The sequence below is a fragment of the Microbacterium sp. WCS2018Hpa-9 genome (assembly GCF_031843745.1).
Taxonomy (GTDB): Bacteria; Actinomycetota; Actinomycetes; order Actinomycetales; family Microbacteriaceae; genus Microbacterium.
Genome location: NZ_JAVTIY010000008.1, coordinates 58594 through 82178 on the forward strand (window position 1 = coordinate 58594; position 23585 = coordinate 82178).

Annotated in this window: 30 protein-coding genes; 27 read left to right on the forward strand and 3 right to left on the reverse strand. The window is 65.0% G+C overall.

From position 1 onward, the window contains the following. Positions 1-40: 40 nt before the first annotated feature. Positions 41-472, reverse strand: a complete 432-nt coding sequence (locus tag RQG82_RS16290) for a hypothetical protein (protein ID WP_311245385.1) — start codon at positions 470-472, stop codon at positions 41-43. 283 nt (positions 473-755) lie between these two features. On the opposite strand from RQG82_RS16290, the gene RQG82_RS16295 reads away from it, so the two are divergent. From RQG82_RS16295 to RQG82_RS16305, 3 genes are all read left to right on the forward strand, one after another. Continuing rightward, the gene (locus RQG82_RS16295) at positions 756-1370 is read left to right on the forward strand and encodes a hypothetical protein (protein WP_311245384.1); all 615 of its coding nucleotides are present in this window, start codon (positions 756-758) and stop codon (positions 1368-1370) included. Between the two features lie 129 nt (positions 1371-1499). Beyond that, positions 1500-1751 (forward strand): hypothetical protein, encoded by a 252-nt coding sequence (locus RQG82_RS16300; RefSeq protein WP_311245383.1) that lies wholly within the window; start codon positions 1500-1502, stop codon positions 1749-1751. 29 nt (positions 1752-1780) lie between these two features. After that, positions 1781-2266, forward strand: coding sequence for an NADAR family protein (locus RQG82_RS16305; protein WP_311259984.1), 486 nt, complete (start codon positions 1781-1783; stop codon positions 2264-2266). Between the two features lies 1 nt (position 2267). Here RQG82_RS16305 and RQG82_RS16310 read toward each other — a convergent pair whose 3' ends face one another. After that, positions 2268-2807 (reverse strand): hypothetical protein, encoded by a 540-nt coding sequence (locus RQG82_RS16310; protein ID WP_311245381.1) that lies wholly within the window; start codon positions 2805-2807, stop codon positions 2268-2270. 35 nt (positions 2808-2842) lie between these two features. Here RQG82_RS16310 and RQG82_RS16315 point away from each other — a divergent pair, with 35 nt between their 5' ends. The 6 genes from RQG82_RS16315 (at position 2843) to RQG82_RS16340 (ending at position 8110) form a co-directional block, all read left to right on the forward strand. After that, positions 2843-3151 (forward strand): DUF3039 domain-containing protein, encoded by a 309-nt coding sequence (locus tag RQG82_RS16315; protein ID WP_396653418.1) that lies wholly within the window; start codon positions 2843-2845, stop codon positions 3149-3151. Positions 3152-3180: 29 nt separating this feature from the next. After that, positions 3181-3807: a hypothetical protein gene (locus RQG82_RS16320; RefSeq protein WP_311245380.1), complete on the forward strand. Its 627-nt coding sequence runs from the start codon at positions 3181-3183 to the stop codon at positions 3805-3807. Positions 3808-3976: 169 nt separating this feature from the next. Beyond that, positions 3977-6211 carry a hypothetical protein gene (locus RQG82_RS16325; RefSeq protein ID WP_311245379.1) on the forward strand — a complete coding sequence of 745 codons (2235 nt, stop codon included), beginning with the start codon at positions 3977-3979 and terminating at the stop codon, positions 6209-6211. Between the two features lie 143 nt (positions 6212-6354). Continuing rightward, a complete protein-coding gene (locus RQG82_RS16330; RefSeq protein ID WP_311245378.1) occupies positions 6355-6690 on the forward strand; it encodes a hypothetical protein in 336 nt (111 codons plus the stop codon). 98 nt (positions 6691-6788) lie between these two features. Then, a complete protein-coding gene (locus RQG82_RS16335; protein WP_311245377.1) occupies positions 6789-7445 on the forward strand; it encodes a hypothetical protein in 657 nt (218 codons plus the stop codon). Between the two features lie 89 nt (positions 7446-7534). Then, positions 7535-8110: an RES family NAD+ phosphorylase gene (locus RQG82_RS16340; RefSeq protein WP_311245376.1), complete on the forward strand. Its 576-nt coding sequence runs from the start codon at positions 7535-7537 to the stop codon at positions 8108-8110. Between the two features lie 73 nt (positions 8111-8183). Here RQG82_RS16340 and RQG82_RS16345 read toward each other — a convergent pair whose 3' ends face one another. Continuing rightward, the gene (locus RQG82_RS16345) at positions 8184-14519 is read right to left on the reverse strand and encodes an LPXTG cell wall anchor domain-containing protein (RefSeq protein WP_311245375.1); all 6336 of its coding nucleotides are present in this window, start codon (positions 14517-14519) and stop codon (positions 8184-8186) included. Between the two features lie 385 nt (positions 14520-14904). Between RQG82_RS16345 and RQG82_RS16350 the strand changes: the two genes are divergently transcribed. The 18 genes from RQG82_RS16350 (at position 14905) to RQG82_RS16435 (ending at position 23578) form a co-directional block, all read left to right on the forward strand. Beyond that, a complete protein-coding gene (locus RQG82_RS16350) occupies positions 14905-15153 on the forward strand; it encodes a DUF732 domain-containing protein (protein ID WP_311259985.1) in 249 nt (82 codons plus the stop codon). Positions 15154-15338: 185 nt separating this feature from the next. Continuing rightward, complete coding sequence (locus tag RQG82_RS16355; RefSeq protein ID WP_311245373.1) at positions 15339-15551, forward strand: hypothetical protein; 213 nt, start codon at positions 15339-15341, stop codon at positions 15549-15551. Further along, entirely contained in the window at positions 15548-15793 is a 246-nt protein-coding gene (locus RQG82_RS16360; RefSeq protein ID WP_311245372.1) for a hypothetical protein, read from the forward strand. The genes RQG82_RS16355 and RQG82_RS16360 overlap by 4 nt, the downstream gene beginning before the upstream one ends. Positions 15794-15824: 31 nt before the next feature. Then, positions 15825-16250, forward strand: a complete 426-nt coding sequence (locus RQG82_RS16365) for a hypothetical protein (protein WP_311245371.1) — start codon at positions 15825-15827, stop codon at positions 16248-16250. Positions 16251-16262: 12 nt separating this feature from the next. Beyond that, positions 16263-16748, forward strand: a complete 486-nt coding sequence (locus tag RQG82_RS16370; protein ID WP_311245370.1) for a hypothetical protein — start codon at positions 16263-16265, stop codon at positions 16746-16748. A 92-nt stretch (positions 16749-16840) separates the two neighbouring features. Further along, positions 16841-17047 (forward strand): hypothetical protein, encoded by a 207-nt coding sequence (locus RQG82_RS16375; RefSeq protein ID WP_311245369.1) that lies wholly within the window; start codon positions 16841-16843, stop codon positions 17045-17047. Between the two features lie 161 nt (positions 17048-17208). Then, a complete protein-coding gene (locus RQG82_RS16380; protein ID WP_311245368.1) occupies positions 17209-17481 on the forward strand; it encodes a hypothetical protein in 273 nt (90 codons plus the stop codon). 174 nt (positions 17482-17655) lie between these two features. Continuing rightward, complete coding sequence (locus RQG82_RS16385; protein WP_311245367.1) at positions 17656-17937, forward strand: hypothetical protein; 282 nt, start codon at positions 17656-17658, stop codon at positions 17935-17937. After that, positions 17934-18200 (forward strand): hypothetical protein, encoded by a 267-nt coding sequence (locus RQG82_RS16390; protein WP_311245366.1) that lies wholly within the window; start codon positions 17934-17936, stop codon positions 18198-18200. Before RQG82_RS16385 ends, RQG82_RS16390 begins: the two co-directional genes overlap by 4 nt. A gap of 11 nt (positions 18201-18211) precedes the next feature. Beyond that, positions 18212-18640: a hypothetical protein gene (locus RQG82_RS16395; RefSeq protein ID WP_311245365.1), complete on the forward strand. Its 429-nt coding sequence runs from the start codon at positions 18212-18214 to the stop codon at positions 18638-18640. Next, positions 18637-18972: a hypothetical protein gene (locus RQG82_RS16400; protein WP_311245364.1), complete on the forward strand. Its 336-nt coding sequence runs from the start codon at positions 18637-18639 to the stop codon at positions 18970-18972. Before RQG82_RS16395 ends, RQG82_RS16400 begins: the two co-directional genes overlap by 4 nt. Further along, positions 18969-19304 (forward strand): hypothetical protein, encoded by a 336-nt coding sequence (locus tag RQG82_RS16405; protein WP_311245363.1) that lies wholly within the window; start codon positions 18969-18971, stop codon positions 19302-19304. Before RQG82_RS16400 ends, RQG82_RS16405 begins: the two co-directional genes overlap by 4 nt. A 168-nt stretch (positions 19305-19472) precedes the next feature. Further along, positions 19473-19967: a hypothetical protein gene (locus tag RQG82_RS16410; protein WP_311245362.1), complete on the forward strand. Its 495-nt coding sequence runs from the start codon at positions 19473-19475 to the stop codon at positions 19965-19967. Then, the gene (locus RQG82_RS16415; protein ID WP_311245361.1) at positions 19964-20521 is read left to right on the forward strand and encodes a hypothetical protein; all 558 of its coding nucleotides are present in this window, start codon (positions 19964-19966) and stop codon (positions 20519-20521) included. The genes RQG82_RS16410 and RQG82_RS16415 overlap by 4 nt, the downstream gene beginning before the upstream one ends. Positions 20522-20543: 22 nt before the next feature. After that, entirely contained in the window at positions 20544-21308 is a 765-nt protein-coding gene (locus tag RQG82_RS16420; RefSeq protein ID WP_311245360.1) for a radical SAM protein, read from the forward strand. Between the two features lie 130 nt (positions 21309-21438). Next, a complete protein-coding gene (locus tag RQG82_RS16425; RefSeq protein ID WP_311245359.1) occupies positions 21439-21678 on the forward strand; it encodes a hypothetical protein in 240 nt (79 codons plus the stop codon). A gap of 167 nt (positions 21679-21845) precedes the next feature. Beyond that, positions 21846-22298, forward strand: a complete 453-nt coding sequence (locus tag RQG82_RS16430) for a S24 family peptidase (RefSeq protein ID WP_311245358.1) — start codon at positions 21846-21848, stop codon at positions 22296-22298. Between the two features lie 11 nt (positions 22299-22309). After that, positions 22310-23578, forward strand: coding sequence for a DUF4113 domain-containing protein (locus RQG82_RS16435; protein ID WP_311245357.1), 1269 nt, complete (start codon positions 22310-22312; stop codon positions 23576-23578). The last annotated feature ends 7 nt before the right edge of the window (positions 23579-23585 follow it).

Genomic DNA, 23585 nt, shown 5'->3' on the forward strand with positions numbered 1-23585 from the left:
TCTCCTGATCTAGGGATGTCGTGAGGTCGGCGAGGGAGGGCTAAGCGCCCAGGCCCATCAGCGATGCGATCGGATCCGGCTCGTTCACCGAATACGGGGACTCGTCATCGCGCGGCACAGAGCGCCCCGAGCGAGCAGGTCCGACGAGGATCGTCCGCTCGGACGCCGCGTCCGGCGTGACTACTGCATCAGCGGCGGCGACGGCGGGCTCAGCCTGTGCTGAGGGGGCACTCGCTCCTGCGTCCTGAACGTCGTCGTTGGAGGGGCGTCCGCGACGAGGCAGCTGCGTCGCCTTGCCGAAGGCAACGTCCGTGTACCCATTGCGCTCAACCTCGGCGCGGATGAGCATTCGAATCGAGAGGCCGGGGTCATGCTGCTTCTCCCACCAGTCGAGCGTGGTCGTGTCGACCTTCGGGATCGTCACGCGCCTGCGCACGCTCGTCTCTTCCTTCTCTTCGCGAGTCTCGGCCATGTGGCTCCGCTCCGTTTCGGTTCGTTAGTCGTTGAAAAACACGTTTCTGCGCATAAACCAGCATAATCGACGTTTCGGACGTTTGCAAGAATAGTGACCGCTACGTGACCGCGATTGGGCCACGTAGCGGTCACACCAAGGCCCAATCGCGGTCTGAGCGCGCCAGAACCCACTCGTACAGCGGGATCCACGGCCTCGGGGTGGCCGCGAATTGGTCACCCCGCGGACACGGTCTTGCTGTCCGAGTCGTGTGGCAGACTCCAAGGACCAACGAAGGGCAGATATGGGTACCAGCGCATTCATCGGACTCACGCATGGCGGACAGACGATCACCGCATCCAGAACGCAAGACGGCTATCCAACCGCTCTCGGCGTCAGCACCATGACGATGGTCCGAGACGAGCGCGACAACCTCGCCGCGCTCGGGGATGCCCTGATGGCCCTCCCTCGTCTCCCGTGGATATGGCTCGATGCGAGTTCAACGGATGCGGACGTAGAAGCGGCAGCTCGCTTCGATGACGTCGAGCTGGGTGCCAAGGGAGACCTGCGTCACTTCGTCCGCGAGGGAGCCTTCCCGCTGTACAGCGATCGGTCCCCCGACGCGCTGTCACAGGCAGACCTGAGCGACAGCTACGGCAACTTCGAGTACGGCTACCTGATCGACCTCGACGAAGCTGCTCTACGTATCTACGGCGCCTCGCTCGCAGATGACATCGGCCTACGCAAGACCACGATCCCCTTCGACGAACTCCGCAGACTCGCTGACGACGACATTGAAGCCCTCTGCAAGGTCCTCGAATGGCGTTTGAACGACCCTGAAGACCCTGAGTTTGCGGCGGCCGGCAGACGATCCATCGCGCGAGCAATCCGAATGTGGAGAAATCAGCAGAGCCGCTGAACCACTGATCTGCCTGAGGGCGGGACCCGGCCTAACGGCTGGCCCCGCCCTTTCCCTTGCATGGCGGCAGGGCCGCCCCGGGAGTCTGGGGACAACCCCTGCGCTGAGAGAGAGCATCGAGGAGACATGATGACCACCACCGCACCCGCTGCCCCCGCCCCGACTCACACCGGCACCGTCAAGACGCTTCCGGATGCGATCGATCCCGTCGGGTGCCTCTGCCCGCAATGCGGGACCGGACGTCACGTCCCTCTCGATGAGACCGACAGCACCGAACGCCTCGCGATGACGCTCGGACACGTCCGAGACAACACCGGACTCAGCTTCGCCCAGCTCTACGCGTGGGAGCAGGCGAACTGCCCCGACGAGAACGACATCTGACCCGCATGACTGACCCGAAGGAGACCATCGTGTCCGACCACCCGTACGCCTCGCTGCCCTCGCCGAAGCCGGCGGCCGCACCCATCAGGCAGTTCAGCGATCAGCACCGCTTCCTCTCCAACTTCTGGGGCGTTCCCGACGGCATCCAGTTCGACGGCCACCGCGTGAAGACGGTCGAGGCCGCCTTCCAGCTCGCGAAGACCTTCGACCCCGCAGAGCGCGCCGCCATTCTCGCTGCGAAGCGACCCGGCGAAGCGAAGATCATCGGGCGCACCGTGACGCTGCGCCCTGACTGGGAGCAGGTGAAGATCGGGGTGATGACCCTCCTGCAGGCGCAGAAGTACCGCGACCCGCTGCTGCGGGACTCTCTGCTCGCCACCGGTGACGCCGAGCTCATCGAGGGCAACCACTGGGGAGACCGATTCTGGGGAGTCGATTCCCGAACGGGCGAGGGCGAGAACTGGCTCGGCCGGATCCTCATGATCCAGCGAAGCGTGCTGCGACTGGCAGTCTGAGCTACCGATCGAGGCTGGCGTCGGCGATGGCCATCTGCTCTGAGAGCTTGATGGCCTCCGCCGCCCACTTCTTCTCCCACTTCCCCGTCACGGCGAACTCCGACGCCCGCTCGACGAGCATCTTCAGGTGATCCCAACGCGCCTCACGTGCGGCTGACGACGCTGTCGTGTTGTCGTCGATCTCGCCCAGCTCGGCGTGCCACTCATAGAGCACCGAGTACCCGCTCGTGTTCTCGATATCGAGCGAGAGGTACTTCGCGAACTCGCGGTTGTGGATGAGCAGAGCCGTGTCGGCCGCCTCGAGCACGAGCGGGTAGGAGATGGCCCGGCCCTCTCTGTTCGCCTCAACATGATCGACTCGCAGCTTCCGCAGCCGTTCGACGACACCCTCCACCACCGCCGTCTGCTCGGCCCTCCGGTTGTACCGGCGCTGCAGAAGGCTGATCCAGTAGTCGAGCACCGGCTTCAGGAGCGTGATCGCCCCTGTCACGACGGCACCGATGACCGTGCCGGTGAGCAGTGCGGGCAGGAGCTGTTCCATGCCATCACCGTAGCGGCAGCAGCAGGAGGCGGCAGATGCCGCCTCGGGAGATCCCCGACAGGAAGACCATCACGACACCAGGAGACCTCATGGCGCCGACCCTCATCGAAGAACCCACGACCACGCTCGAGGAGACCACGACGGTCCTCGACCAGAACCAGATCGAGCCCGGAGATCACGAGCGCTTCTCGCACTACGTGAAGAAGGACAAGATCCTCGAGTCCGCGATCACCGGCAAGCCCGTGAAGGCGCTCTGCGGCAAGAAGTGGACCCCGGGGCGCGACCCCGAAAAGTTCCCCATCTGCCCCGACTGCAAGGGCATCTACGAGGGAATGCTGAACTGATCTCGTCGCAACGGACAGGAGGTCTCAGCGTGACGCACATCGACGCACGAACGTACCTCGACGAAGCGATCAGAGATGCCAAGCAACTGCCCGAGGATCTCGCATGGAGCACCGACGAGGTCCTGGAGACGCTGCAGGAGCTTCGCAGTCTGCTCGGCGCGCCAGGCACCGAGGCAGAGGCGTCGCTCGGATGCCGAGACTGCAGCGAACCAGTCGACGATTGTCGCTGTGAACGCACCTGCGCTCTCTGCGGTAGAACCGACATCGTGGCGAAGGACATGCCCTTCGACGACAACGGAACCGCATGGGTCGCCGGCGACGGATCCGTGATCTGCACGCGATGCGACCCCATCAAGGGGCGCTCTCGTGAGCTGCCGATCAGACCGGCCAGGCGCCAGGATCTGACCCCCTGCGGCAACATCGTCTGCACTGGATGCCGCGTGTGCGGATGTCCGTCCCTCGGAATCGAGCCGCAGGTCGAACCATCCGACAGGGCGTCGGATGCAGCGCAGATCGCCTTCCACGAGCACACCTTCGGGCCTGACCCGGACTTCCTGACGCCTCGCCGACTCGAAGCCGGTCGGGCCGCGTGGAAGGTCGCTCTACGGGCCGCTGCTGCCGCCAGCGAGCCGGAGGAGGCGGCTAACCAGGAGTGACAAGACCCCGCCACGGAGCATCGCGCTCTGTGGCGGGGTCTTCGCTTTCCGACAGCACAGCTGTCGCGGGTGAGCACGGAGCAGGCCCGCCTGCCAGGCCCCGCACACCCGCGGGAGGAAGCCACCCTCCGGTCCGACACACCCGTCCGACCACAGCGAAAGGTCCACCATGAAACTCCCCACCACTGCGCGAGCAGTCCCCGACGGCTCGCATCGCGACCACCCTGAGCTGTTCGGCTCTGAGGACGGCTTCGAGCTCTCCACGATCCGCGATGAGGATGCCTCTGTCGCTATGGAGCTGCTCGTCGGCGGGTACGCCTCTCCGATCGAAGCTGTCATCCGTGAGCTGTACATCAACGCCGCTGACTCTCACCGCGAAGCCGGCCAGACCCGGCCCGTCATGATCACCATGCCCACCGAGGAGCTGCCGTTCTTCATCGTGAGCGACCAGGGGCTCGGTCTCGACCCTGAAGGCTTGGTCGGGACGTTCGCCCGCCCTGTGGCGTCGACGAAGCGAAACGAGAACCTCTCCGCCGGCGGCCTCGGGATCGGCGCGAAGTCTCCCTACACCGTCACCGATCGATTCACCGTTCACGGCTTCAAGAACGGCTTCTCCGCCACCCTCTCCATGGCGCGCATCGACGGTCAGCTGAAGCACCGCCTGCATGACGTCGCGGAGGTCGAGCCGGGCACTCCGAACGGCGTCACGGTCGTCGTGCCCGTCGAGGCCGCGAAGATCCTCGACTGGTGGCGCGCGCTGGCACGCGTCCACTTCTGGTGGAACACGGGCGGCTTCGAGATCACGAACGCCTACCTCTCCCCCGTCAAGCTCCCGCGGTGGACCAAGCGTCTTCTCGGCAAGGGCGAGCCGGTGCCCGAGGCGCCGTCGATCATCCGTGGTCATCGCCCTGATCTCATCAAGTCGCCGCAGTTCGTCCACACGACCACCGTCCTGGACGAGTCCAAGGTCCTCATGGGCCAGATCGCCTACGCCATCCCGAAGGGTGCCGCCGCGCCCACGAATGAGCCCATGGTGTTCCACCTGCCCATCGGTGGCGTCTCCGTCGGGAACACCCGCGAAGCCATCATCGACACCGTGGAGAACCGAAAGGTCCTCACCGATCTGTTCCACGCCTGGCAGCACCAGCAGGTCGCTGCGTTCGCGCGCCGGATGCGGGATCCTGAGACGACCTACCTCGAGCTGATCCGCATCAAGAAGGAGATGACCGCCAGGGGGCTCCTGAGCCACTTCGATCAGTGGTCTCACCGCGTCCACGCGGACAAGATCACCTCAGGGAAGCTGCCAGGCAGTGCCTACCGGTTCCTCGATGACCTCGCGTTCCGTCCGGAGCCGAAGTTCTCGGCATACGGAGCGCACGGAGGTTCGGTCCTCCAGCACTGGTCGGTCAGCGAACTCGGTGAGCGCATGACGAACCACCGAGTGGTGTTCGTGGACGAGGGCACCCTCCCAGAGGCTCGTCGGAAGATCCTCACCCGGTGGGCGAACGACGAGAACATCGTCGCCGTCGTGACCAACCGGACCGTGTTCGAGAAACTGCGGTTCTCCCGTCGTTGGCCCGAGCAAGCGCGTCGCCGGGGGTGGCAGGAAGAGGCTGAGCGGGAAGTCGTTCGGCCATTCGCGCGTCCCGAGAAGATCGAGTGGGTCGATCCGAGCGACATCAAGGTGTCGCGGCCCACGAGGGAACGGGAGCCAGTTCCGGATGGCGCTTCGGCTGTCACTGTGAGGTGGAATCTGCTCTCTCCGACTGTCGATCAGGTGACCACCGTCGACGAGGTCGTGGAAAAGGTCAAGGCGAGCAGGCACGGGTGGGCGATCATCGACACCCGCGCGAAGCTGATGGAGGTGATGAGGTACCTCCCCGGCCGAATCGTGACGATCGCCACCGGACAGCGCCCAGCACTCCTGGTGCGTGAGCGACTCGGCAAGAAGGCGCTGACCGTGATGGAGTACATGGATCGGCGCGAAGAGATCCTCGGTGCTGCGATCACGCAGGTCCAGCGGCGACGATTCGCCGATGAGCAGCTCTTCACCTTGACCGGCGTGAAACGGTACTTCCGCAGTCGCACCGAGTGGATCGAGGAGACCCCCGATCCGGAGGTGCGCGCAGTCGCCCAGGAGATCGCGCGAGCAGTCGGCTCATACGTCCACCTCGACCCTTCGGGGATGTCCAGCCATAGATGGAACGAGTTCGTCCGTCTGCGTCGCTCGCTCAGCGGTATCCGGTGGAGCGAGGAGTGGTTCCTCCAGAACTCCTCCCTCGGTAAGTACGCGCCGGCGGTGTTCGCGGCGCAATCGGAGGGCGTCGCCCTCTGGTACGAGGACGGCTACTCCCCCTCCACAGTCGCGCTGATCCGCAGCGCGATCGCTTCGCAGCTCGTCTGATCGACGACACTGCACCGGTGAGACCCCCGCACGGCGTTCGCGTCGCGCGGGGGTCTTCTCTTTCGTGGCTTCGCCGGCCAGCACAGCCGGCGCGGGATCCCCGTGAGATCAACTCGATCTGAACCATGCCCCGAGGAGGCACCATGTCGACCCTGACCACTCCCCCTGCCCGCGCCGTCCTGGCGACGGGCGTGGACTTCAACACCGACGCCGACCGCATCAATGCCTCGATGAGGCTGACTGTGACGAGTGAGCACGCTCCCCAGCTGCGGCGCGCTGCCGCCGACGCACGTCTGGATTACGTCGCAGCTGTGATGGCGATGGACGCTGCCGAGAGCATCCCCGGTCGCCACAACCTGCAGGAGCAGGCGGATGTCGAGACTGCGTTGCGCGCTCTGGGCCAGGCCTTGGCCGACTACGCACGCGGCGAGGCTGCTGAGATCACCCCGTGCGCGCACGCAGAATCGAGCGTAGAATGAGCGTGCGCACACTGACCCGACCGAAAGGAGACCCCATGTCCGCCAACATGGTGCACGGTCTGCAAGCGGCACCGGCAAGCACGTCTATGGACCCAACGATGCCCGCCGACGAACGTCTCAGCAAGATGCGTGAGATGCTCACGAAGCAGCTGGATGACATCAGCGCGATGGTCTCGAACTTCACGCTTCAGCACCTCGAGACGGCCACCGCTGTTCTCAGCGAGGCCGAGTCGATGATCGAGGCTCAGAGCCCGGACGACGGACTCACCGCTGCCGAACGTGAGTACATGGTGTCCTCTGGCGCGTTCACCCCCGAGAAGCTCGCCGAGATCGATCGCAACCTCGCGGCCGGCCAGCTCGAGCGCGTCGAGGCACGTACTCGTACCGGCGCTGTTCTGCGCACTCTCAGCTCATCCGACGTGTCGGAGCTGCTGGGTATCGATGACTCTCGAGTGCGTCATCGCGTGTCGAAGGGGCTGCTGTACGGATTCATGACCGGAACTAAGCGCCGCTACCCCCAGTGGCAGTTCGACGATGGTGGCCCGATTCCGCACCTCGCTGCAATCATCCGTGCGTTCCCTGCTGACTGGCCCCCGGCCAAGATCGAGGCGTTCATGACCGTGCCGAAGTCCTCGCTGCGTGGCGAGCTCCTCGGTCACCCAGAGATTGAGCGCATGTCACCGACGCAGTGGCTGGTTGAAGGTGGAGAGCCTGACGTCGTGATCGGCATCATCGAGAGCTTCCTGCTCTCGTGACGGCTGCGACGACACCAGGGAGGAAGCCGACTCCCCCGAAGGTTCCCGCTCCCCCCTCGACGCCTCTAATCTTCGATGCGTCTAGGGATGTGGTCACACTGCAGGATCCCCTGTGGCGGATCTACCGAAGTGAAGGCGAGCACGCCCTGGGATGGAACCAGCTGAGGCACTGGGGTCCGGCGCCGGATATGCGGTACGACCCGCACCACCTTCCGACGCAGGACTGGCCTGACACCGGCGTCATGTACACCGCGCTGGAGCCGGACACAGCCTTCGCAGAGGTGTACCAGGAAGACCGGGTCATCACTCTCTCTGCTGGAGCGCCGAGACTGGCATCGTGGAAGCCATCACGACCGCTGCAACTGCTGAATCTGACGAAGAACTGGCCGATCCTCAATGGCGCGGCCTCCGCGATCATGATGGACGACAAGACGCACACCCAGGAGTGGGCGCGCGTCATCAACGACCAGATCGGCAACGACATCGACGGTCTCTTCCACAGTTCATCGATGCTCAACACCCCCATGGTGACCCTGTTCAGCCGCACCGAGAGAGACCCCGCCTTCCCCAAGGACCCGTCCTTCAACAGGCTCCTGTCCGACCGTGCAGCACGGCGGTACATATCGTCCGCGCAGACGACGACCGGGTATGGTGTCCTGTCCTGAGATCGACAGCAAGACGAAACCCCCGCAGCCAGACGGCCGCGGGGGTTTCGTTTTCGCACGTCGGAGGCGCCGGCTACCAGCCGCGACGCGCCTTCTGCCGCCGTCGCATGATCTCCGCGACCATCGCCGCGGCGATCGTCATCAGAGCGGCTGCGCCGAGGAGGCTCGACCGGGTGTCATCCGAGTTCAGTCCCTCACCCGTCACGGCGCCCTTCGGGCCATCGACAGCGGCTCCGGACCGCGGCTGCAGCGGGAAGCGGGCATTCCAGGGGTCGTCGTCCGAGACCGCGGTGCCCGAGTACGTGCCCGACGCGGTGACGGTGACCTCGTTGCGGTGCGCCGAGTCCTCCTTCACGTCGACGAGGGTGCCGAGCAACAGGGCGCTCGCTCCCACCTCGAGATCGGTGAGCTCCTCGAGCGACCGCTGCACGTACTGCTTGCCGTTCAGCTCGACCGTCTCAGGCGCCGGCGCGGGCTCCTCGACGGGTGTCTCCCCCTCTGAGGGCTGATCCTCTGCCGGGCCCTCACCGTCGGCGGGCGCCTCGTCCTCGCTGTAGGCCTCGAGCTCCGGAGCGGTCTCGCCGGCCCCCTCCTCCGGCTTCGGGTCGGTGTCGGGCAGCGTCTCTTCGACCAGGTCGTACCAGGTGATGCCCTTGACCGATCCCTCGAAGCCGTCGTTCGTCTCGGAGAGGATCTCCAGAGCGCTCAGCGGTTCGTCACCGGTGTTGGTGACGTCGACGCCCACGAACACGCCGTTGGCGGCCTGTGCGGGGGTGAGGACGAACGCATCAGCGGCCTTGTTCCGGTCGCCCTTCTCGCGACCCTCCTCGAAGGTGTACTCGACGATCTCGATGCCAGGCGTCGAGAGGGCCTTGGCGTACCAGGTGTCGTGGGCCTTGACGACCGTGTCGGTGAAGATCGACTTTCCGGTGACCACCGCAGTGTCGCCGTGAGTCATGCCCTTCTTCATGCCGCGGAGTGTCCCGCGGCAGTCAACCACCTGCCCCACAGAGAGTTCAGTGATCGATTCCGGGCGTACCCATACCGAACCGTTCTCATCGGGGGTGATGACGGTGTCGCCAATGATGGCTCCGGGTGCGGTGGGGTCAGCGGGGACCGCGCAGACGAGGCCTTCCAGGTCTCCGTATCGGCCGTCGTGGGTGACGTCGGTCAGGGTGACCTCCTTCAGCGGGACGTCTCCGGTGTTCTCGAAGCGGATGCCCACGTCGACGCCCTTCTGGATGTTCGCCACGGACAGGCCGGTTGCGGCGTCCTCGTCGAGCTCGGCGTCTGCGAGCTGCTCCTCGCTGAGGATGTAGGCACCCTCGGCGTTGCGGTGCACGCCGTCTTCGCGTCCCTCGTCCTGCGTGAACTTCTCCAGCGCCAGGTCGGGGTACTCGATCGTGTACGTGTCCACCTCGTTCGTCACACGGTCGAAGCCGTTGTAGGCCTCGGTCGCCTGGTTCACGATGTTCTCGCCGGGAGCGACGCGCACCATCTTCGTGTAGACGCTGAACGCGTTCGCGAGGTCGGGACGGGATCCTACGAGGTCGAGGTACTTCTTCGTCGCCGTGGCGGTGAAGGTGTACGTGTCCTCATCGAACTTCACGTCGAACAGGTCTGCCCACGGAACGCTCTCGTGTCCTGCAGAGTCCTGCAGCAGCGCGCCCTTCTTGAACAGGTGCTCGTCGCCGTTGTAGACGTCGATGTTCGCGTAGATCGCCCACACGCCCGTGTACTGGTCGTGTGCACGGTCGAAGGTGTCGCTGATCTTCCAGCTCTTCGCCGCGTACGCACGGTCGGCCGGAATCTCGGAGCTGTTGAGGCGGTAGTTGAACACGGTGTTCATCCGCACCTCGGTGCCCTCGATGGAGTCGTCCTTCGTCTCTTCCGAGATGACGGCGTCCTTGGACGGGTCGATGTCCTTGATGGGGTTCGACACGATGCGGGTCGTCGTCTGGACGTTCTGAATGTTCTGACGCGCCTGGTTCTCGATGACGTGACCGTCCTGCTCCTTGCTCACCGTGGCCCGGAGGTTCACGTTGTAGAGCTGACCCAGCAGCGCCTGATCGATGATCGGGTCCTCCAGAGGCCGGATCGCTGCCGCGTCGAACGCTGCGAGGTCCGCAGCCTGCGGGTCACCGGGGATGATGCCGCCGTACACGCCCTCGGTGTCGACCGTCTTGGCGAACACGTACGCCACGCCATCCTTGATCTGCACGTTGAACTTGCTGGTGACGTCGTTGCCCGTCGCCTTCTCGGTGACCGTGATGTCGCTCTCCTCGAGGTCGAGGAACTCCTCGTCGAAGTCATCGACGATGCCGAGCTTGTGCACGTTGTACGCCAGCTTGTCGCGAGCGGGGCCGGCGTCGAGCGTGAGGCGGTAGAGCACCACGTCGCCCTGCACGAGCGTCTTGCCGTCGATGTCGACCTCGTCCGTGGAGAGGCTGTCCTTGTCGGGCTTGACCGTGGGGATCTCGATGGTCGGGATCTCCGTCGCAGTGCGGTTGCCGTTGATGATCTGGAACGCCTGGTTCACCACGGTGTTGCCCGCCGGAATCGCCTTGGAGACCATGCCCGTGACGCGCATCGTGAGCCAGCCCTGGCTGAGCCAGCGATCGTTCGCTCCCTCGCCGCTGACGTTCTTCGCGATCCACTCATCCGTGAACGTCGCCGTGAAGGTGTGAGCGGCCTCATCGAAGCGCAGCTCGTACGCCGAGCGGGGCACCGGCTTCGGGCCCATCGCGTCACGGGAATCCCAGAACTCGACCGAGCTCTTGTCCACCATGAAGAACGGGTCGTACACGTCCTCGATCGCGAGAGTCTTCACACCGCGAGCAGTGCCTGCGGGGACACGGAGGTCCACGCCGACGCGGTACTCGAGCTTCTGGCCGGGCCACACGGATGCGCCGTTGATGTTGTCGTGCGCCTTGTCGCCGGACTCTTCAGCCGACCCCAGCACCTGCTTGTTCGGGTTCGGGGACCAGGCGAACACAGCCGGCGAGTTGGTGGCGTCGGTGCGGTTGTTCCAGGTCTCCGAGCCGGAGTTGGTCAGGCTGACGATCTTGCCGTCGGTGTCGAAGTCGTCGCGGAACTGACCCGAGACGACCAGCTTCACCGCTCCGGGCTTCGCCAGTCCCTTCGTGGCCGCCAGGAACGGAGCCTTGGCGACCGCGGTCGTCTTCGTGCCCTCGACGTTGATGTCGAAGCCCGAGGTGACGTCCTTGCCGTCGTAGAACACCTTCGCCTTCGTCGCGTCGGAGAAGTCCACGTAGGTGGCGGCCTTCGTCCAGTCGTCGACGATCGAGTAGTGGTAGAGCGGCGAGCCGAGGTTCGCGGGAATCGATCCGTTGACAACTGCCGAGATGGCGTCGTTGCCCAGGAAGATCTTCCCGTCCGCTCCGACGTTGTTCGCCCAGTCCTTGTCCGACGTGCTCAGCGCGCCGTCCTCGTCCAGCACCCACACCTTGTCGGGCGTCGGGGTGACCGCGTAGATCGCCGGGCTGTTCGTGGCGACATCCTTGCCGTTCCAGCTCTCGGAACCGGAGTTGATGACCCGCTCGATCTTGCCGTCGGTGTCGTAGTCGTTGCGGAACGATCCGGTGATGAACAGCTTCACCTCGCCGATGGTCTTGCGATCGATCGTGCGGTCCAGGAAGGCCTGCTTCGCGGTCGCGATCGTGCGGTTGCCCGAGACGGCGACCGTGAACTCGTTCGTCACGTTGCGACCGTCGAGGAACACCTTCGCCTGGCTGGCGTCGGAGAAGTCGACGTACCGAGCCGAGGCCGTCCAGTCGTCGGTGATGACGTACGACTGCAGCTTCTCAGCGAGGTTCGTCGGCAGCGAGCCGTTCACCACTGCGGAGATCCCGGCGCCGGGTGCGAACGTCTTTCCGTCCACGCCCTCGTCATTCGCCTTGTCCTTATCGGTCGAGGTCAGCGCGCCGTCCTCGTCCAGCACCCACACCTTGTTGGGGTCGGGGGTCACCGTGTAGATCGCCGGAGTGTTCGTCGTGACGACCTTGCCGTTCCAGCTCTCCGAGCCGCTGTTGGTGAGGCTGCGGGGAACGCCGGCGGTGTCGTAGTCGCTGCGGAACTTCCCTGCGATGAAGAGCTTGACGACCGCGTCTGCGGCGCGCCCCTTCGTCGCGGTGAGGAACGCCGCCTTGGCCGTGGCCACCGTCTTGTTGCCCGAGATGGTGATGTCGAACTGACTGGTGACGTCCGTGCCGTTGAGGAAGACCCTCGCCTTGCTCGCATCCGAGAAGTCGATGTAGCGCGCGGCGGCGCTCCAGTCATCGGTGATCGAGTACGAGGTCAGCGCCGAGCCGAGGTTCGCGGGGATCGACCCGTTCACCACGGCGGAGATGCGAGCGTTCGGTGCGAATGCCTTGCCGTCGACGTCGTCGTTCGTGAGTGCGCCGTTCTGGTCCAGAACCCAGTGCTTGTCGGGGTCAGGGGTCACCGTGAAGATCGACGGCGTGTTCGTCTCGATCGTCTCGTTGTTCCAGGTTTCCGCACCCGCGTTCGTCAGCTGCTCGGTCTTGCCGTCTGTGTCGTAGTCGCTGCGGAAGGTGCCTCCGATGTAGAGCTTGACCGGCTTCGCCGCGCTCAGCCCCTTCGTGTTGTTGAGGAAGGCGGGCTTCGCCGTGGCGATGGTCTTGTTCCCCGAGATCGTGATGGTGAACTGGTTGGTCACGTTCGTGCCGTCGAGGAAGACGCGCACCTTGCTCGTGTCCGAGAAGTCGATGTAGCGAGCGGCGCCCGACCAGTCATCGGTGATCGAGTACTGGCTGAGGTTCTCAGCCAGCTTCGCCGGGATCGAGCCGTTCACCACTGCGCCGATCGCGGAGTTAGGTGCGAACACCTTGCCGTCGACGGCTGCGTTCGTGAGCGCACCGTTGGCGTTCAGCACCCAGGACTTGTCAGGGGCGGGAGTGACCTTGCGGGTCTGCGCTGCGTTGCCGTCGAGGCAGTTCGTCAGAGCTGCTGTGTAGCAGACGCGCGACGTGTCCCGGATCGTGTAGTCGACCTCCGTCGGACGCATGTACGTCGGGACGACGAGGGTGTACTCCTGCGCCTGGAACGCATTTGGCATGTTCGTCACGGTGCCCGTGACCGTGACTGCAGAACCCGTGCGATCGATGCGCACAGTGGCGCCGGTGACCCGCGCACCGCTGGGGTCACGGACGTACGCTGCAGAGGCCACGTCGCCGGTCTGCGATCCGATCCACACCTTGTCCGTGCCGATCGTGTCCGTAATCGTCATGGAGCTGGCGTAGCCGTTCGTGCGTGCAGAGATCTCAGCGTTGTAGAACTGTCCGGACGCGAGCACCTCGTCGGCAGCCATCGGGTCGGCAGAGGTGCCCGAGGTGAGGACCTTTCGAGGTGCCGTCATGCCGGCGGTCCAGTTCTCACGAGGGTCGTTGACACCGTCGTGCGAGACGGCGGCCTTCATGCGCCCCTGCTTGGGGACTGCGACGTTGAACCAGAACTTGCCCGCGGGCCAGCTCGCCCATCCGAACTCGGCGGGAGTGAACGCCGGGGAGTTGGTCACGCCGTAGTTCGGTACCGTGACGGACTTCGCCACCGTGCGAGGGTTGCCCTCGAGTCCGCCCCAGGTGAGGGAGATGTTCGCGGTGATGTTCTCGCTGATGTTCGAACCCGCGCGGCTGGTGTTGATGCGGTCGCTGACCGCCGCCGTGGAGCCCGCCAGCGAGAAGACCGTGTTCTTGTCGGTCGAGAGCTCGAGCGTGTAGTTGGCGACCTCGGAGTCGTTGAGAGCCACGCACACGACGCGCGGCGTCTGGCCGATCGCACCGTAGAAGGTGTCGTAGATGCCGCTGAGCAGCGTCGCCGGGTAGTTCGGCAGCATCGGCTGCCAGTAGTTCGCGTTGGTCTGCTGGGTGTACCAGTTCCGCATGTCGGTCTGAGTGCCACCCCAGCCCATGTACCAGTTGCCGTTCTGCGTGTCGACGGAGACGCCGACCTGGACGACGCGAGCACGGTTCGAGACACCGTTGCTTCGAGCGATCGCCTGGTTCATCGCGGCGTTGCACGCGGTGTTGATACCGGTGCGGCCCTGCATCGCCGTCGCCCACTGCATGCTCTGTTCCATCGCGGAGGCGAAGGCATCAGTGGATGCCTGACCCCAGAGAGTGGGCGTCCCTGAGGCATCGAGGAAGTCACCGGTGAACAGCGAGAAGTAGTCGGCCGGGCCAGAGTTACCGCCACCGCCGCCGACACCTCCTCCGCCGATGTTCGCCATCGCAGGCGTGGCACCGGTGGCGACCAGGCCCGCAACGATTGCACCAGCGACGAAGCTCTTCACTCCACGGATCAGTCCGGGACGCTTGGTCCCAGCGTATTTTCGGTCTCGGTAGGTGACGGTCGAATCCCGATCACTCATCTACTTCCCCTTTCATCGTGGTGCGAGTCCAGTCCTCAACGGGGCATGTTGGGGACTGGACTCGCTCTTGGAGTCTACCCGAAGAAACGCGTTTTTCGCCCATAAATGAGGCGAAATCACGATTCACCTCATCTCTCACGAGATACGTGTCGCGATGAGTGAACGCACCCCGGCACAGCTCATCGAGACACGCGTCAGAACCATCGATACGCTCGCGACATGTCGATGGTCGAACCAACTCGCTGGGCTCGCTGATCGGCGAAGAACCGCACGCGGAGTCGGTGCGAGAGTGAAGGGCTTCTGGCGATTGCGCGGCAGTCGGTACGCTGGCCCCATGACACGGACTCGCATCCCAGCTGCGGCCCTCGCCGCGGTCACCCTCGCGTTGAGCCTGGCCGCCTGTGCGCCCCAGTCTCCCGAGGACGCGTTCCTGTCCGCCGTGAAAGCCGACGATCGCATCACGATCGCTGAAAGCGACGACGATCTCCTTGGGATCGGACAATCGTTCTGCGACCTCAAGGACATGGTGGATGAGGATCAGGTGCAAGGGATCATCGACGCCACCGCCGAGGAAGTCCCCGAGGCTGGCCTGGTGGCAGAGCACGCGAACGAGAAGCTCTGTCCCGATGAGTGACCTCCACTCCTGAGAGCTGAAGAAGCCCCCACCTGCGACGGAGCCGGTGGGGGCTTCTTCATGCCCGGGGACCGGATCTGTTCGCAGCGTAAAGCACCTGCAGGACGGGAGCCGGCGAAGCCGCCTCCGGGGACTGCTGCGACAGAGGAGACCTACTCCTGCGCATCTGATCCGAGGAGCGGACCATGGCCAAACACATCACCGTCAAGGGCGTCCGCCTCCAGGTGACCAACGACATCGACGAGAGCAACCCCGAGCACATGGAAGCCCTCGAGGGCTGGGCCGAATACCTCGCCTCGCGGGCGCCGCGCATCGCCGAGGACCAGGCAGAGCGCCAGGACGCATCACGCGAGCGCATTCACGCACGCAACGAGCGACTTCGGGGAGTGACCGCATGAGCACCCTGACCGCACCCTCGCGCCGCTTCCAGCTCGGCGATCGAGTCCGAGTGAAGGACTCCTCGCTCTTCGACGGCCGCGTCGGAGAGATCATCCCCACAAGCGGTCACCCCGACGATCCATGGGATCACTACGTGACCCTCGAAGCCGAGGGGCTCTACGGCCCCCAGCGCATCGGCGTCACCATCGACCAGATCGAGCCGCTCGAAGACGAGGCCACCGAGCCTGCCGAACAGCTCTGACCCCTTCACATTCGACTCCTGGAGGAGCACCATGTCCACCATCAACACATCCGCCCTCGACGGCGCCAAGGCCGCCATCGCGATCGCCACCGGCGCCGCAACGAGTGAGCCCATCGTGCTCCGCGCCCACGAGTTCGCCGATGTCGACTCGGCGGTGAAGGCCGCGCTCTTCGCGACGGAAGTCCCCGGGATCGAGTACCTCACCATCGACGTGCCTGCGAGCTACGGCGTCCACGGCGTACACGCGGAGATCGGCGACGACACGTTCAACGGCACAGGGAACTACCTCACCGCCGTCATCCGCATCGCGAGCGACCACCCGATCAGCGACCTCACTCTGATTCCCGTGCTCAGCTCCATCCGCCGCGAGATCGAAGGAGCGGCCGAAGAGGTCGACATCTTCATCTGCCGACACGTCTACATCATCGACGAGCCCGCGCCGGCGACCCTGACCTGAGAGGATCACACCATGACGCATCGCACTGAGATCGCCATCGAGCCTGGCGCGACCTTCCAGATCGAAGGCATGTGGTTCGCCTACCTGCTGCGCATCAACCAGAAGGCGTACGACCGCTTCGAGCTCGTGTTCGACGACTACGAGACGGCGATGCTCGTCGAGGTCGACACCCGCGGCTTCAACCGCACGCCGCTCGAGGGCGCGCACCGGAACATCGATAGCCTGGTGCTGACGGAGGGTGACATCGTGACAGTCCCAGGGCTGCACGAACGCACCGCTCACGCGATCTCCGAGGTCCGGGAGGGGCGCTTCCGGTTCAGGCTCGAGAAGAAGTACGCCGCAGCTGTGAACGTCGACGTCGTTACCTCGCGTGACATCGAGCGTCGCAACGAGGCCACGGTTCGGATCGCGGACCCGGAGCGGCCGAGTTCGGAAGTTCTCGATGGTCTCCTCTATCCGAGGTCCGCGCGCGGAGCATTCCTCAACAACTCCGACTGACCTCAACCACTCCAGAGCCGCGTCGTCCATAGGTGGCTGGACCAGGATGACCGCCCGTCGAGAATGTCGGACTCACAGTAGAAGGTAGAAGCATGGACAGAACCACAAGCGCCGAGGGATCAATCGCACGATATGCGGTCATCTGGGTGGCAGCCGTCGCCGGCGGCATGCTGGCCTTCGGGATCATCTCGCTGCTCATGAACTTCGGGGCTGAGATGATCCCGCACATCGCGATCGGCCTCGGCCTCATTGCGCTCATCGGCATCGCGGTCGCCATGATGATGCGCATGTTCCGGTAGGCCAGGCGCGCACCTCGCCAGACCCCCGTTGCCCTCGCCGGCGACGGGGGTCTTTCGTTTCTCCGCGGCGGCCGCCGGATCTCTACGTGGAAGGGAGTCGGCAAAGCCGCCTCCGGGGGAAGTGGTGACAGAGGAACATCTCTCGCCTGAGGAGGCACCCCATGAGCAACATCATCGCTGGTCACTTCCCGGCCGAGGTCAAGGTCCAGGCGCTCAGCCTCCAGGTCGGCGACACCCTCATGAACGGCGACGTCGTCGCCGAGGTGCGCCCCATCGACCTGTTCCCCGGTGCCGTCCTCGTCCGCTTCGAGGTCGACGGCATGAGCACATCCCAGCGCGTCCACGAGACGAGCCAGTACCGCGTTCGCCGCCAGGTGGCCGTCGCTGCTGACTGGTCGATCGTCGAGGAGCCGGCCCTGGCCATCGCTGCCTGACCCCAGACTCACACCCGAGCCCGCGCCGATCGCAGGCTGTGTGCACACCCAGACCCCTGTCGCCCATCGCGGGCGACAGGGGTCTCTTCTTTCCGGTTCCGGTGCGCATCTGCACAGGCGGGATCGGCGCGGCCGATCCGGGATCCCGTTCGACACGAGCCTGAGGAGGCCACCATGACAGACCGTCCCGAGATGCACACTCCCGCCCACAGCGAGTGGGATCAGGGTGGCTACTGCAACGAGCTGGTCCTGGACCACGACGGCGAGACCGCGACCACCTGCGGCTACCGCGCGCCACGCGAGACCCCGACGCCAAGCGCCGAAGACATTGCCCTCGCCGACCTGATCGCAGAGGCGCGCCGGTGGCCCGCCGGCCTACCCGATGACCCCGCCCCGGCTGCGTCGCCGCACGACATCATCAGGCGTCTGGTCGACGAACTCGAGGCGCGAGCATGAGCGCTCCGGCCTCCGTCGTCGACGAGCCGAAGACTGCCGTCCGCTGGCTCACCGAACGGCTCGTCGAGTCTGCGAACGCACGGATCGATCGGACCATTGAGCGTCGCGCTCAGGAGGCGATCGATCGCCTCTACCGCATGCACTCCGGTCCGAGCGGTGTCTGTCAGTGCGGCAGCTCATCCTTCAACCACCCGACCATCGACGACCACGCGGCCGCCGACATCCCCATCGACAAGGCCTGGGCCGTCGAGACCCCCGCCTGAGGAGGCACCCCATGCACAACATCGACGACTACGCCGCAGCGGCGGCGTTCATCGCGCTCGAGATCGCCGCTGGTGATCGCTTCACCACCCCGATCATCATCCACCACGAGGACTTCACCGCCGACGTCGATCCGACGGACTCACTGCGTGCAGCCCTCGACGCACACGACCTCGTCCGACCCAAAGGGCTGCGTCACACCCGCGTCGACATCGATGCTCGCTGGGACCTCGACGGGCTGACGTTCGACACGGAGAGCCTTGCGCTCCCCGAGGACAGCTTCATCACCGTCGTCGTCTCACTGTCCAGTCCGTTCCACCTCGACATCGTGAACAACACCTCGGTGTTCACCGATATCCGCCACGGAATCGACGATCGCGAAGAGGTCACCGGGACGTACGTGAACCGGATCATCTTCTTCGTCGAGCAGGAGGGACGATGACTCTCAGCCCGCTACAGCCCCAGCCATTCGGTGAGCACGCCGTCACCTTCGCCGACCACGAGCTGCGTGTCTCGCTGATGATCAACCCGTGGACGATCGCAGCATCCGCCGTGCTCTTCGACGCCGACGCCAAGCTCGTCGCCGAGTACAGCTGGGAGTACCAGGGGTACTGCGCCACGGAGATCGTCGCACTCGTCGCTCGAGCGATCTTCGAAGAGCTGCCCGTCTTCGACGTCGATGCGATCGATGAGCTAGTCGCCGAGCAGATGGTGGCGTGCACGTGTGACGACGAGGACGAGGACGAGGAGCTCGAGGAGGCGATCGCCGCATGACCCACGAACCGGAGTTCCGACTCGGAGGCGTGCTGAGGCACGTTGCCGCGCACGACCTGAAGCCGGGCGATGCGTTCGAATCAGGTGGTGTCCGCGTGATCGCGGTCGAGCACGACGAAGCATCAGCCCAGGTCGTGTACACCTACGAGGGGTACGACTACGGCCAGTACTTCACCAACTCGCTGAACACCGAGGCCGAGGGCTTGCACCTGGTCCGCCGGCGCCCGGGACCGTGGTCTCCGCTGATCGTTCTGAGCCTCGCTGCTCGGGCAGGTCTGCACCTCGATCGCCTGTTCCAGCGCTATCGCGTGTTCGCACGAGCCGATCAGTAGCGATGCCGCCGACTCGCTCGCCCACCTGCAGACCCCTGTCGCCCATCACGGGCGGCGGGGGTTTCTGCTTCTCAGCGGCGGCCGCCGGATCCCCGCGAAGACGGGATCGGCAAGGCCGATCCGGGACCGGTCGTGACAGAGAGACATCTGCTGCCTGAGGAGGCCCCCATGAGCACGAACACCACTGACCAGGTCTACATCGACATGACCGTCGCCAACGAAGACCTCCTGCCCGGAGACCGTCTGCTCGAGAGCGACGGCTCCTGGGGTGACGACGAGAGCGTCGTCGTGTCCGCCACCGATATCGCCGGAGACCCCGATTCGGTCTACCTGATCATGACCGTGTTCGCAGGCGAGTTCACCGCCGGATACCGCGTACCGCGCACCTCAACGACCAACATCCAGCGCGCCGCTGAGGGGCGATCTGTCCTCCTGGGTATCACCTCTCGCGATCTGCTTCCCGGAGACGTGCTCGAGCGCACCAACGAGGTCGTCACGGCCGTCGAGAAGATCGAGAACGATCCCGAGGGTGTCCGCGTCTTCATCGCTACCGACGACCGCCAGCCGATGGCCTACGTCCGCCGGATCTCCACCCCCGCACTCATCCGCCGCCGCATCGACGCCGGCCACATCCTTCCTGACCTGATCGGAGCAGCAGCATGACCACCACCGCCGAGGCGAACCTCACCTTCCTCACTGTTCCCGTCTACGACCTGCGCGAGGACGACGTCTTCGTCGGCACCGGTGGCACCATCATCAAGATCGATGCGCCGACTCCGTGGAAGCGGATCATCACCGAGCGTCGTGACGGTCTCGCACCAACGCAGTCCCAGCTCGAGTGCGCGGACGAGGTCAACATCTACCGCCGCATCGATCCCAACGAGCTCCTCGACGAGAAGATCGCGGCTCAGATCCCGAAGCCGACGACGAACACCCAGCGCCTCGCGGGCATCCGCTGCCCGCAGTGCTCCCACGAGAGCGCGTTCGTGGTCCAGATCACCCTCAACGTCGTCATGCTCGACGAAGGTCACGACATCTTCGGATGCGAAGAGCCGCCGGCGGACCACTTCCCCGGTCGTGTCATCGACTCCGAGGACGGATTCTTCGACGACGACCCCATCCAGTGCTACCAGCGCCGAGGCGGCTGCGGCCACCGCGGCACCGTCTCCGAGTTCCGCATCACCGAAGAGGCATCGGCCGCTTCCATCGGCGCCTGAGCGCCTGCGAAAGGAGTTCCCCATGCGCGGCGAACTGTTCATGTCCGGCAACTGCAACTTCCGGTGCTTCTTCTGCCTCCGCGAGGAGATCGGCGCGCGCCTCACGCGAAGCTCCTACGAGCGTCTCGACGAGTGGATCGCGCTGCTGCACGAGCACGGGATCACCGGCGTCACCGTCAGCTCCTTCAACGCCGAGCCGACGATCCAGCGCGAGTTCCTCTCGCTGGTGAGCCGCCTCGCCGACGAGGGCTTCGATCTCGAGCTGCGCACCAACGGCGCGTTCGACTACGACGACGCGGAGCTGATCGCAGCGCTCAACCGCTTCGAGACCGTGTGGCTGTCGGTGCAGTCGCTCACCTCGGACACCCTCTACGCGATCAGCCACGTGCGTCAGGTGCCCGACTTCGTCCGGCTCGCTGAGCTGCTGATCGAACCGGAGCTTCGCGCATCGGTCGTGGTCAACCGCTTCAACGCACCGGAGCTGATGGCCATGCTCGCCTCCCTCGAGGCGTTGCCCGTCACGGTGACGCAGGTGCGCCGGCCGTACGAGGAGAGGCTCAACAAGCTCGACGAGGACACCGCGGCGTTCGACGAGGTGCTGCCGAGCCTGAAGGCGCTGCCCGTGATCGCCGAGAGCCACTTCGAAGAGCACCAGCTCGGCCGCATGCGCGTCAGCATCTGGCGCGATGTCCTCATGGAGGAGACCGGGCTGAAGTACTTCCCGGCCACCGAGCAGATCACCGACGTCGGTCGCATCATCCCGCCGCTGCGCGCCGAGCTCGCGTAGTTCACTCCACGATCAGACCCCTGTCGCCTCACGGCGGCGGGGGTCTTCTCATTCGCCGCGACACGCCGCCGTGAGCCCCAAACCGGCCTCTCAGACGCGTTCTGCGCCGCCGACAGGCATCATGGGTGCCATGGCTAACTCGCACGCATTCCGATACCGCAGCTTCGACGACTTCGCAGTGGGCAAGGAGGTGCACCTCCGCCTGACGGAGGAGGATGAGACCGACGAACCGACGTTCCGCAACGCGAAGAAGGCCAGCGAAGCGAGCGGCAAGACCGGCGAGATGCACGCCGACTTCTACCTCGACGGGAATCCCTACCGCACCGAGATCAGCGAGAAGGTCTACGCCGCGTGGAGCCTCCACGAGTAGGCGCACCGAGCACGAAGCCCCCGATCTGCGTCGCCGGAGCCGGGGGCTTCGTCATTCCCGGCGCGCGCGGGACGCGCACTCGGCTTCACGCTGTCCGCCCTCCTGACGTACACTCGACAGATCGAACATCGGTTCGAACGTGTGACGGCAGTGAGTGGGGCGGTGAGATGAGCGTTCTCGAGGTCCTCGGTAGGATCGATCCGCTCGCGCCGCCCGCTGGAATCCGGACCCCAGTCGGCGCCGCGGTGTCCGCAGGATTCCCGTCGCCGGCCCTTGACCACTACTTCGGCGACCTGGATCTCAACGATCACCTCATCCAGGATCGGACCTCCACCTTCGTGCTCAACGTGAGCGGCGAGAGCATGTCCGGCGTCGGGATCTTCGACGGCGACTACATTATCGTCGACCGCTCTCTCACCCCCGAGCTCGAGAACGTTGTCGTCGCGATCGTCGACGATGAACTGGTCCTAAAGACACTCGCGCGTTCGGGTGGCCGGCTGATCCTGCGGGCCGAGAATCCGCTCTTTCCATCGATCGCTCTGGAAGGCGAGATGGAGATGACGATCTGGGGAGTCGTCACATTCTCGATTCACCCAGCTCGACACCAAAAGCGCACCTGAACAGGCATAACATGACCTACCTGCTCTGTGATGCCAACAGCTACTATGCGTCAGCCGAAGCGGTCTTCGACCCATCGCTACGCGACGCAGAATGCTACGTCCTCTCGAATAACGACGGTTGCGTCGTGGCGATGTCGGCCAAAGCGAAGGCCACCGGCATCAAGATGGGCACGCCCTGGTTTCAGATCAAGCGTGAAGTCGAAGCGCGTGGCGGAGTCGCCCGCTCATCGAATTATGAACTCTACGGATCGCTCTCAGAGCGCATGCACGAGGTCGTCGGACGCCACGTTGCCGAGGTCGAGCGCTACAGTATTGATGAGTGCTTCGGGGTTGTGAACGAGCGTCGCGTCGACCTGATAGAGCTCGGCCGTGACATACGTCGCGCAGTGCGGCGCAACGTCGGCCTTCCGGTCTCGATCGGCATCGGACCCACCAAGGTGCTGGCGAAGCTGGCGAATCATGGGGCGAAGAGAACTCCGAAACTCAACGGTGTGTGCGACTGGTCGTCCTACACGCCCGAGCAGCAGGAGAACATCCTCGCGCACTACCCCACCAGCGAGACCTGGGGCATCGCCGGACGCCTCGAAAAGCGCCTCGCCGCTCGGGGTATCAAGACGATGCTCGACCTCCGGAACGCCGAGCCATCCGAGATCCGCAAGGGGTTCAGCGTCGTCGAGGAGCGTCTGGTCTACGAACTGCGCGGTATCAGCTGCATCGAACTCGAGCCGGTGCGCAAGACCAAGCAGCAGATCCTGGCCAGCCGGATGTTCTCGCAGCCACTCCGAGATCCGAAGAAGGTCGAGCAGGCTCTCTCCGTCTTCGCCCAGCGCGCCACCGCGCGCATGCGATCCGAGGGCTCGGTTGCAGGCCTCGTCAGCGCCTTCGCCGCCTCCTCCCCCTACGCCGACGGCTACACCTCTGCCTGGGGGCAGGCGGTGTTCGCGATGCCGACTGATGATCCCGTCGCGATCACCAAGGCGGTGGCCCGGGCACTGCACGACAAGCTGCAGCCTGGCGTGAAGTACGTCCGCGCCGGCGTCATGCTCAACAAGCTCTCCCCCGCCGAGTCGCACGCGTTCCTGCCGATGTTCCAGCCAGAGTACGATCACCGCGGCGTCGGCGAGCTCCTGGACAAGATGCACAAGCGCCACGGCGAGAAGGTCATCGGTCTCGGCCTCGCGGGCATGAAGACCGGGCCCGCATTCGAGATGCGCCGAGAGATGCTCTCCCTCCGCGCCACGACCCACTGGAACGAGCTCGCGACGGCCTACGCCCGCTGAGCAAGTG

Excerpts from the sequence above, each read along its gene's own strand:
- RQG82_RS16415 (WP_311245361.1), top strand. The coding sequence starts at position 19,964 with ATGACCACCACCGCCGAGGCGAACCTCACCTTCCTCACTGTTCCCGTC.
- RQG82_RS16290 (WP_311245385.1), bottom strand. The coding sequence starts at position 472 with ATGGCCGAGACTCGCGAAGAGAAGGAAGAGACGAGCGTGCGCAGGCGC.
- RQG82_RS16400 (WP_311245364.1), top strand. The coding sequence starts at position 18,637 with ATGACTCTCAGCCCGCTACAGCCCCAGCCATTCGGTGAGCACGCCGTC.
- RQG82_RS16420 (WP_311245360.1), top strand. The coding sequence starts at position 20,544 with ATGCGCGGCGAACTGTTCATGTCCGGCAACTGCAACTTCCGGTGCTTC.
- RQG82_RS16330 (WP_311245378.1), top strand. The coding sequence starts at position 6,355 with ATGTCGACCCTGACCACTCCCCCTGCCCGCGCCGTCCTGGCGACGGGC.
- RQG82_RS16295 (WP_311245384.1), top strand. The coding sequence starts at position 756 with ATGGGTACCAGCGCATTCATCGGACTCACGCATGGCGGACAGACGATC.
- RQG82_RS16390 (WP_311245366.1), top strand. The coding sequence starts at position 17,934 with ATGAGCGCTCCGGCCTCCGTCGTCGACGAGCCGAAGACTGCCGTCCGC.
- RQG82_RS16355 (WP_311245373.1), top strand. The coding sequence starts at position 15,339 with ATGGCCAAACACATCACCGTCAAGGGCGTCCGCCTCCAGGTGACCAAC.
- RQG82_RS16385 (WP_311245367.1), top strand. The coding sequence starts at position 17,656 with ATGACAGACCGTCCCGAGATGCACACTCCCGCCCACAGCGAGTGGGAT.
- RQG82_RS16435 (WP_311245357.1), top strand. The coding sequence starts at position 22,310 with ATGACCTACCTGCTCTGTGATGCCAACAGCTACTATGCGTCAGCCGAA.
- RQG82_RS16370 (WP_311245370.1), top strand. The coding sequence starts at position 16,263 with ATGACGCATCGCACTGAGATCGCCATCGAGCCTGGCGCGACCTTCCAG.
- RQG82_RS16310 (WP_311245381.1), bottom strand. The coding sequence starts at position 2,807 with ATGGAACAGCTCCTGCCCGCACTGCTCACCGGCACGGTCATCGGTGCC.
- RQG82_RS16375 (WP_311245369.1), top strand. The coding sequence starts at position 16,841 with ATGGACAGAACCACAAGCGCCGAGGGATCAATCGCACGATATGCGGTC.
- RQG82_RS16315 (WP_396653418.1), top strand. The coding sequence starts at position 2,843 with ATGCCGCCTCGGGAGATCCCCGACAGGAAGACCATCACGACACCAGGA.
- RQG82_RS16365 (WP_311245371.1), top strand. The coding sequence starts at position 15,825 with ATGTCCACCATCAACACATCCGCCCTCGACGGCGCCAAGGCCGCCATC.
- RQG82_RS16405 (WP_311245363.1), top strand. The coding sequence starts at position 18,969 with ATGACCCACGAACCGGAGTTCCGACTCGGAGGCGTGCTGAGGCACGTT.
- RQG82_RS16360 (WP_311245372.1), top strand. The coding sequence starts at position 15,548 with ATGAGCACCCTGACCGCACCCTCGCGCCGCTTCCAGCTCGGCGATCGA.
- RQG82_RS16410 (WP_311245362.1), top strand. The coding sequence starts at position 19,473 with ATGAGCACGAACACCACTGACCAGGTCTACATCGACATGACCGTCGCC.
- RQG82_RS16395 (WP_311245365.1), top strand. The coding sequence starts at position 18,212 with ATGCACAACATCGACGACTACGCCGCAGCGGCGGCGTTCATCGCGCTC.
- RQG82_RS16380 (WP_311245368.1), top strand. The coding sequence starts at position 17,209 with ATGAGCAACATCATCGCTGGTCACTTCCCGGCCGAGGTCAAGGTCCAG.
- RQG82_RS16335 (WP_311245377.1), top strand. The coding sequence starts at position 6,789 with ATGCCCGCCGACGAACGTCTCAGCAAGATGCGTGAGATGCTCACGAAG.
- RQG82_RS16300 (WP_311245383.1), top strand. The coding sequence starts at position 1,500 with ATGACCACCACCGCACCCGCTGCCCCCGCCCCGACTCACACCGGCACC.
- RQG82_RS16325 (WP_311245379.1), top strand. The coding sequence starts at position 3,977 with ATGAAACTCCCCACCACTGCGCGAGCAGTCCCCGACGGCTCGCATCGC.
- RQG82_RS16425 (WP_311245359.1), top strand. The coding sequence starts at position 21,439 with ATGGCTAACTCGCACGCATTCCGATACCGCAGCTTCGACGACTTCGCA.
- RQG82_RS16430 (WP_311245358.1), top strand. The coding sequence starts at position 21,846 with ATGAGCGTTCTCGAGGTCCTCGGTAGGATCGATCCGCTCGCGCCGCCC.
- RQG82_RS16345 (WP_311245375.1), bottom strand. The coding sequence starts at position 14,519 with ATGAGTGATCGGGATTCGACCGTCACCTACCGAGACCGAAAATACGCT.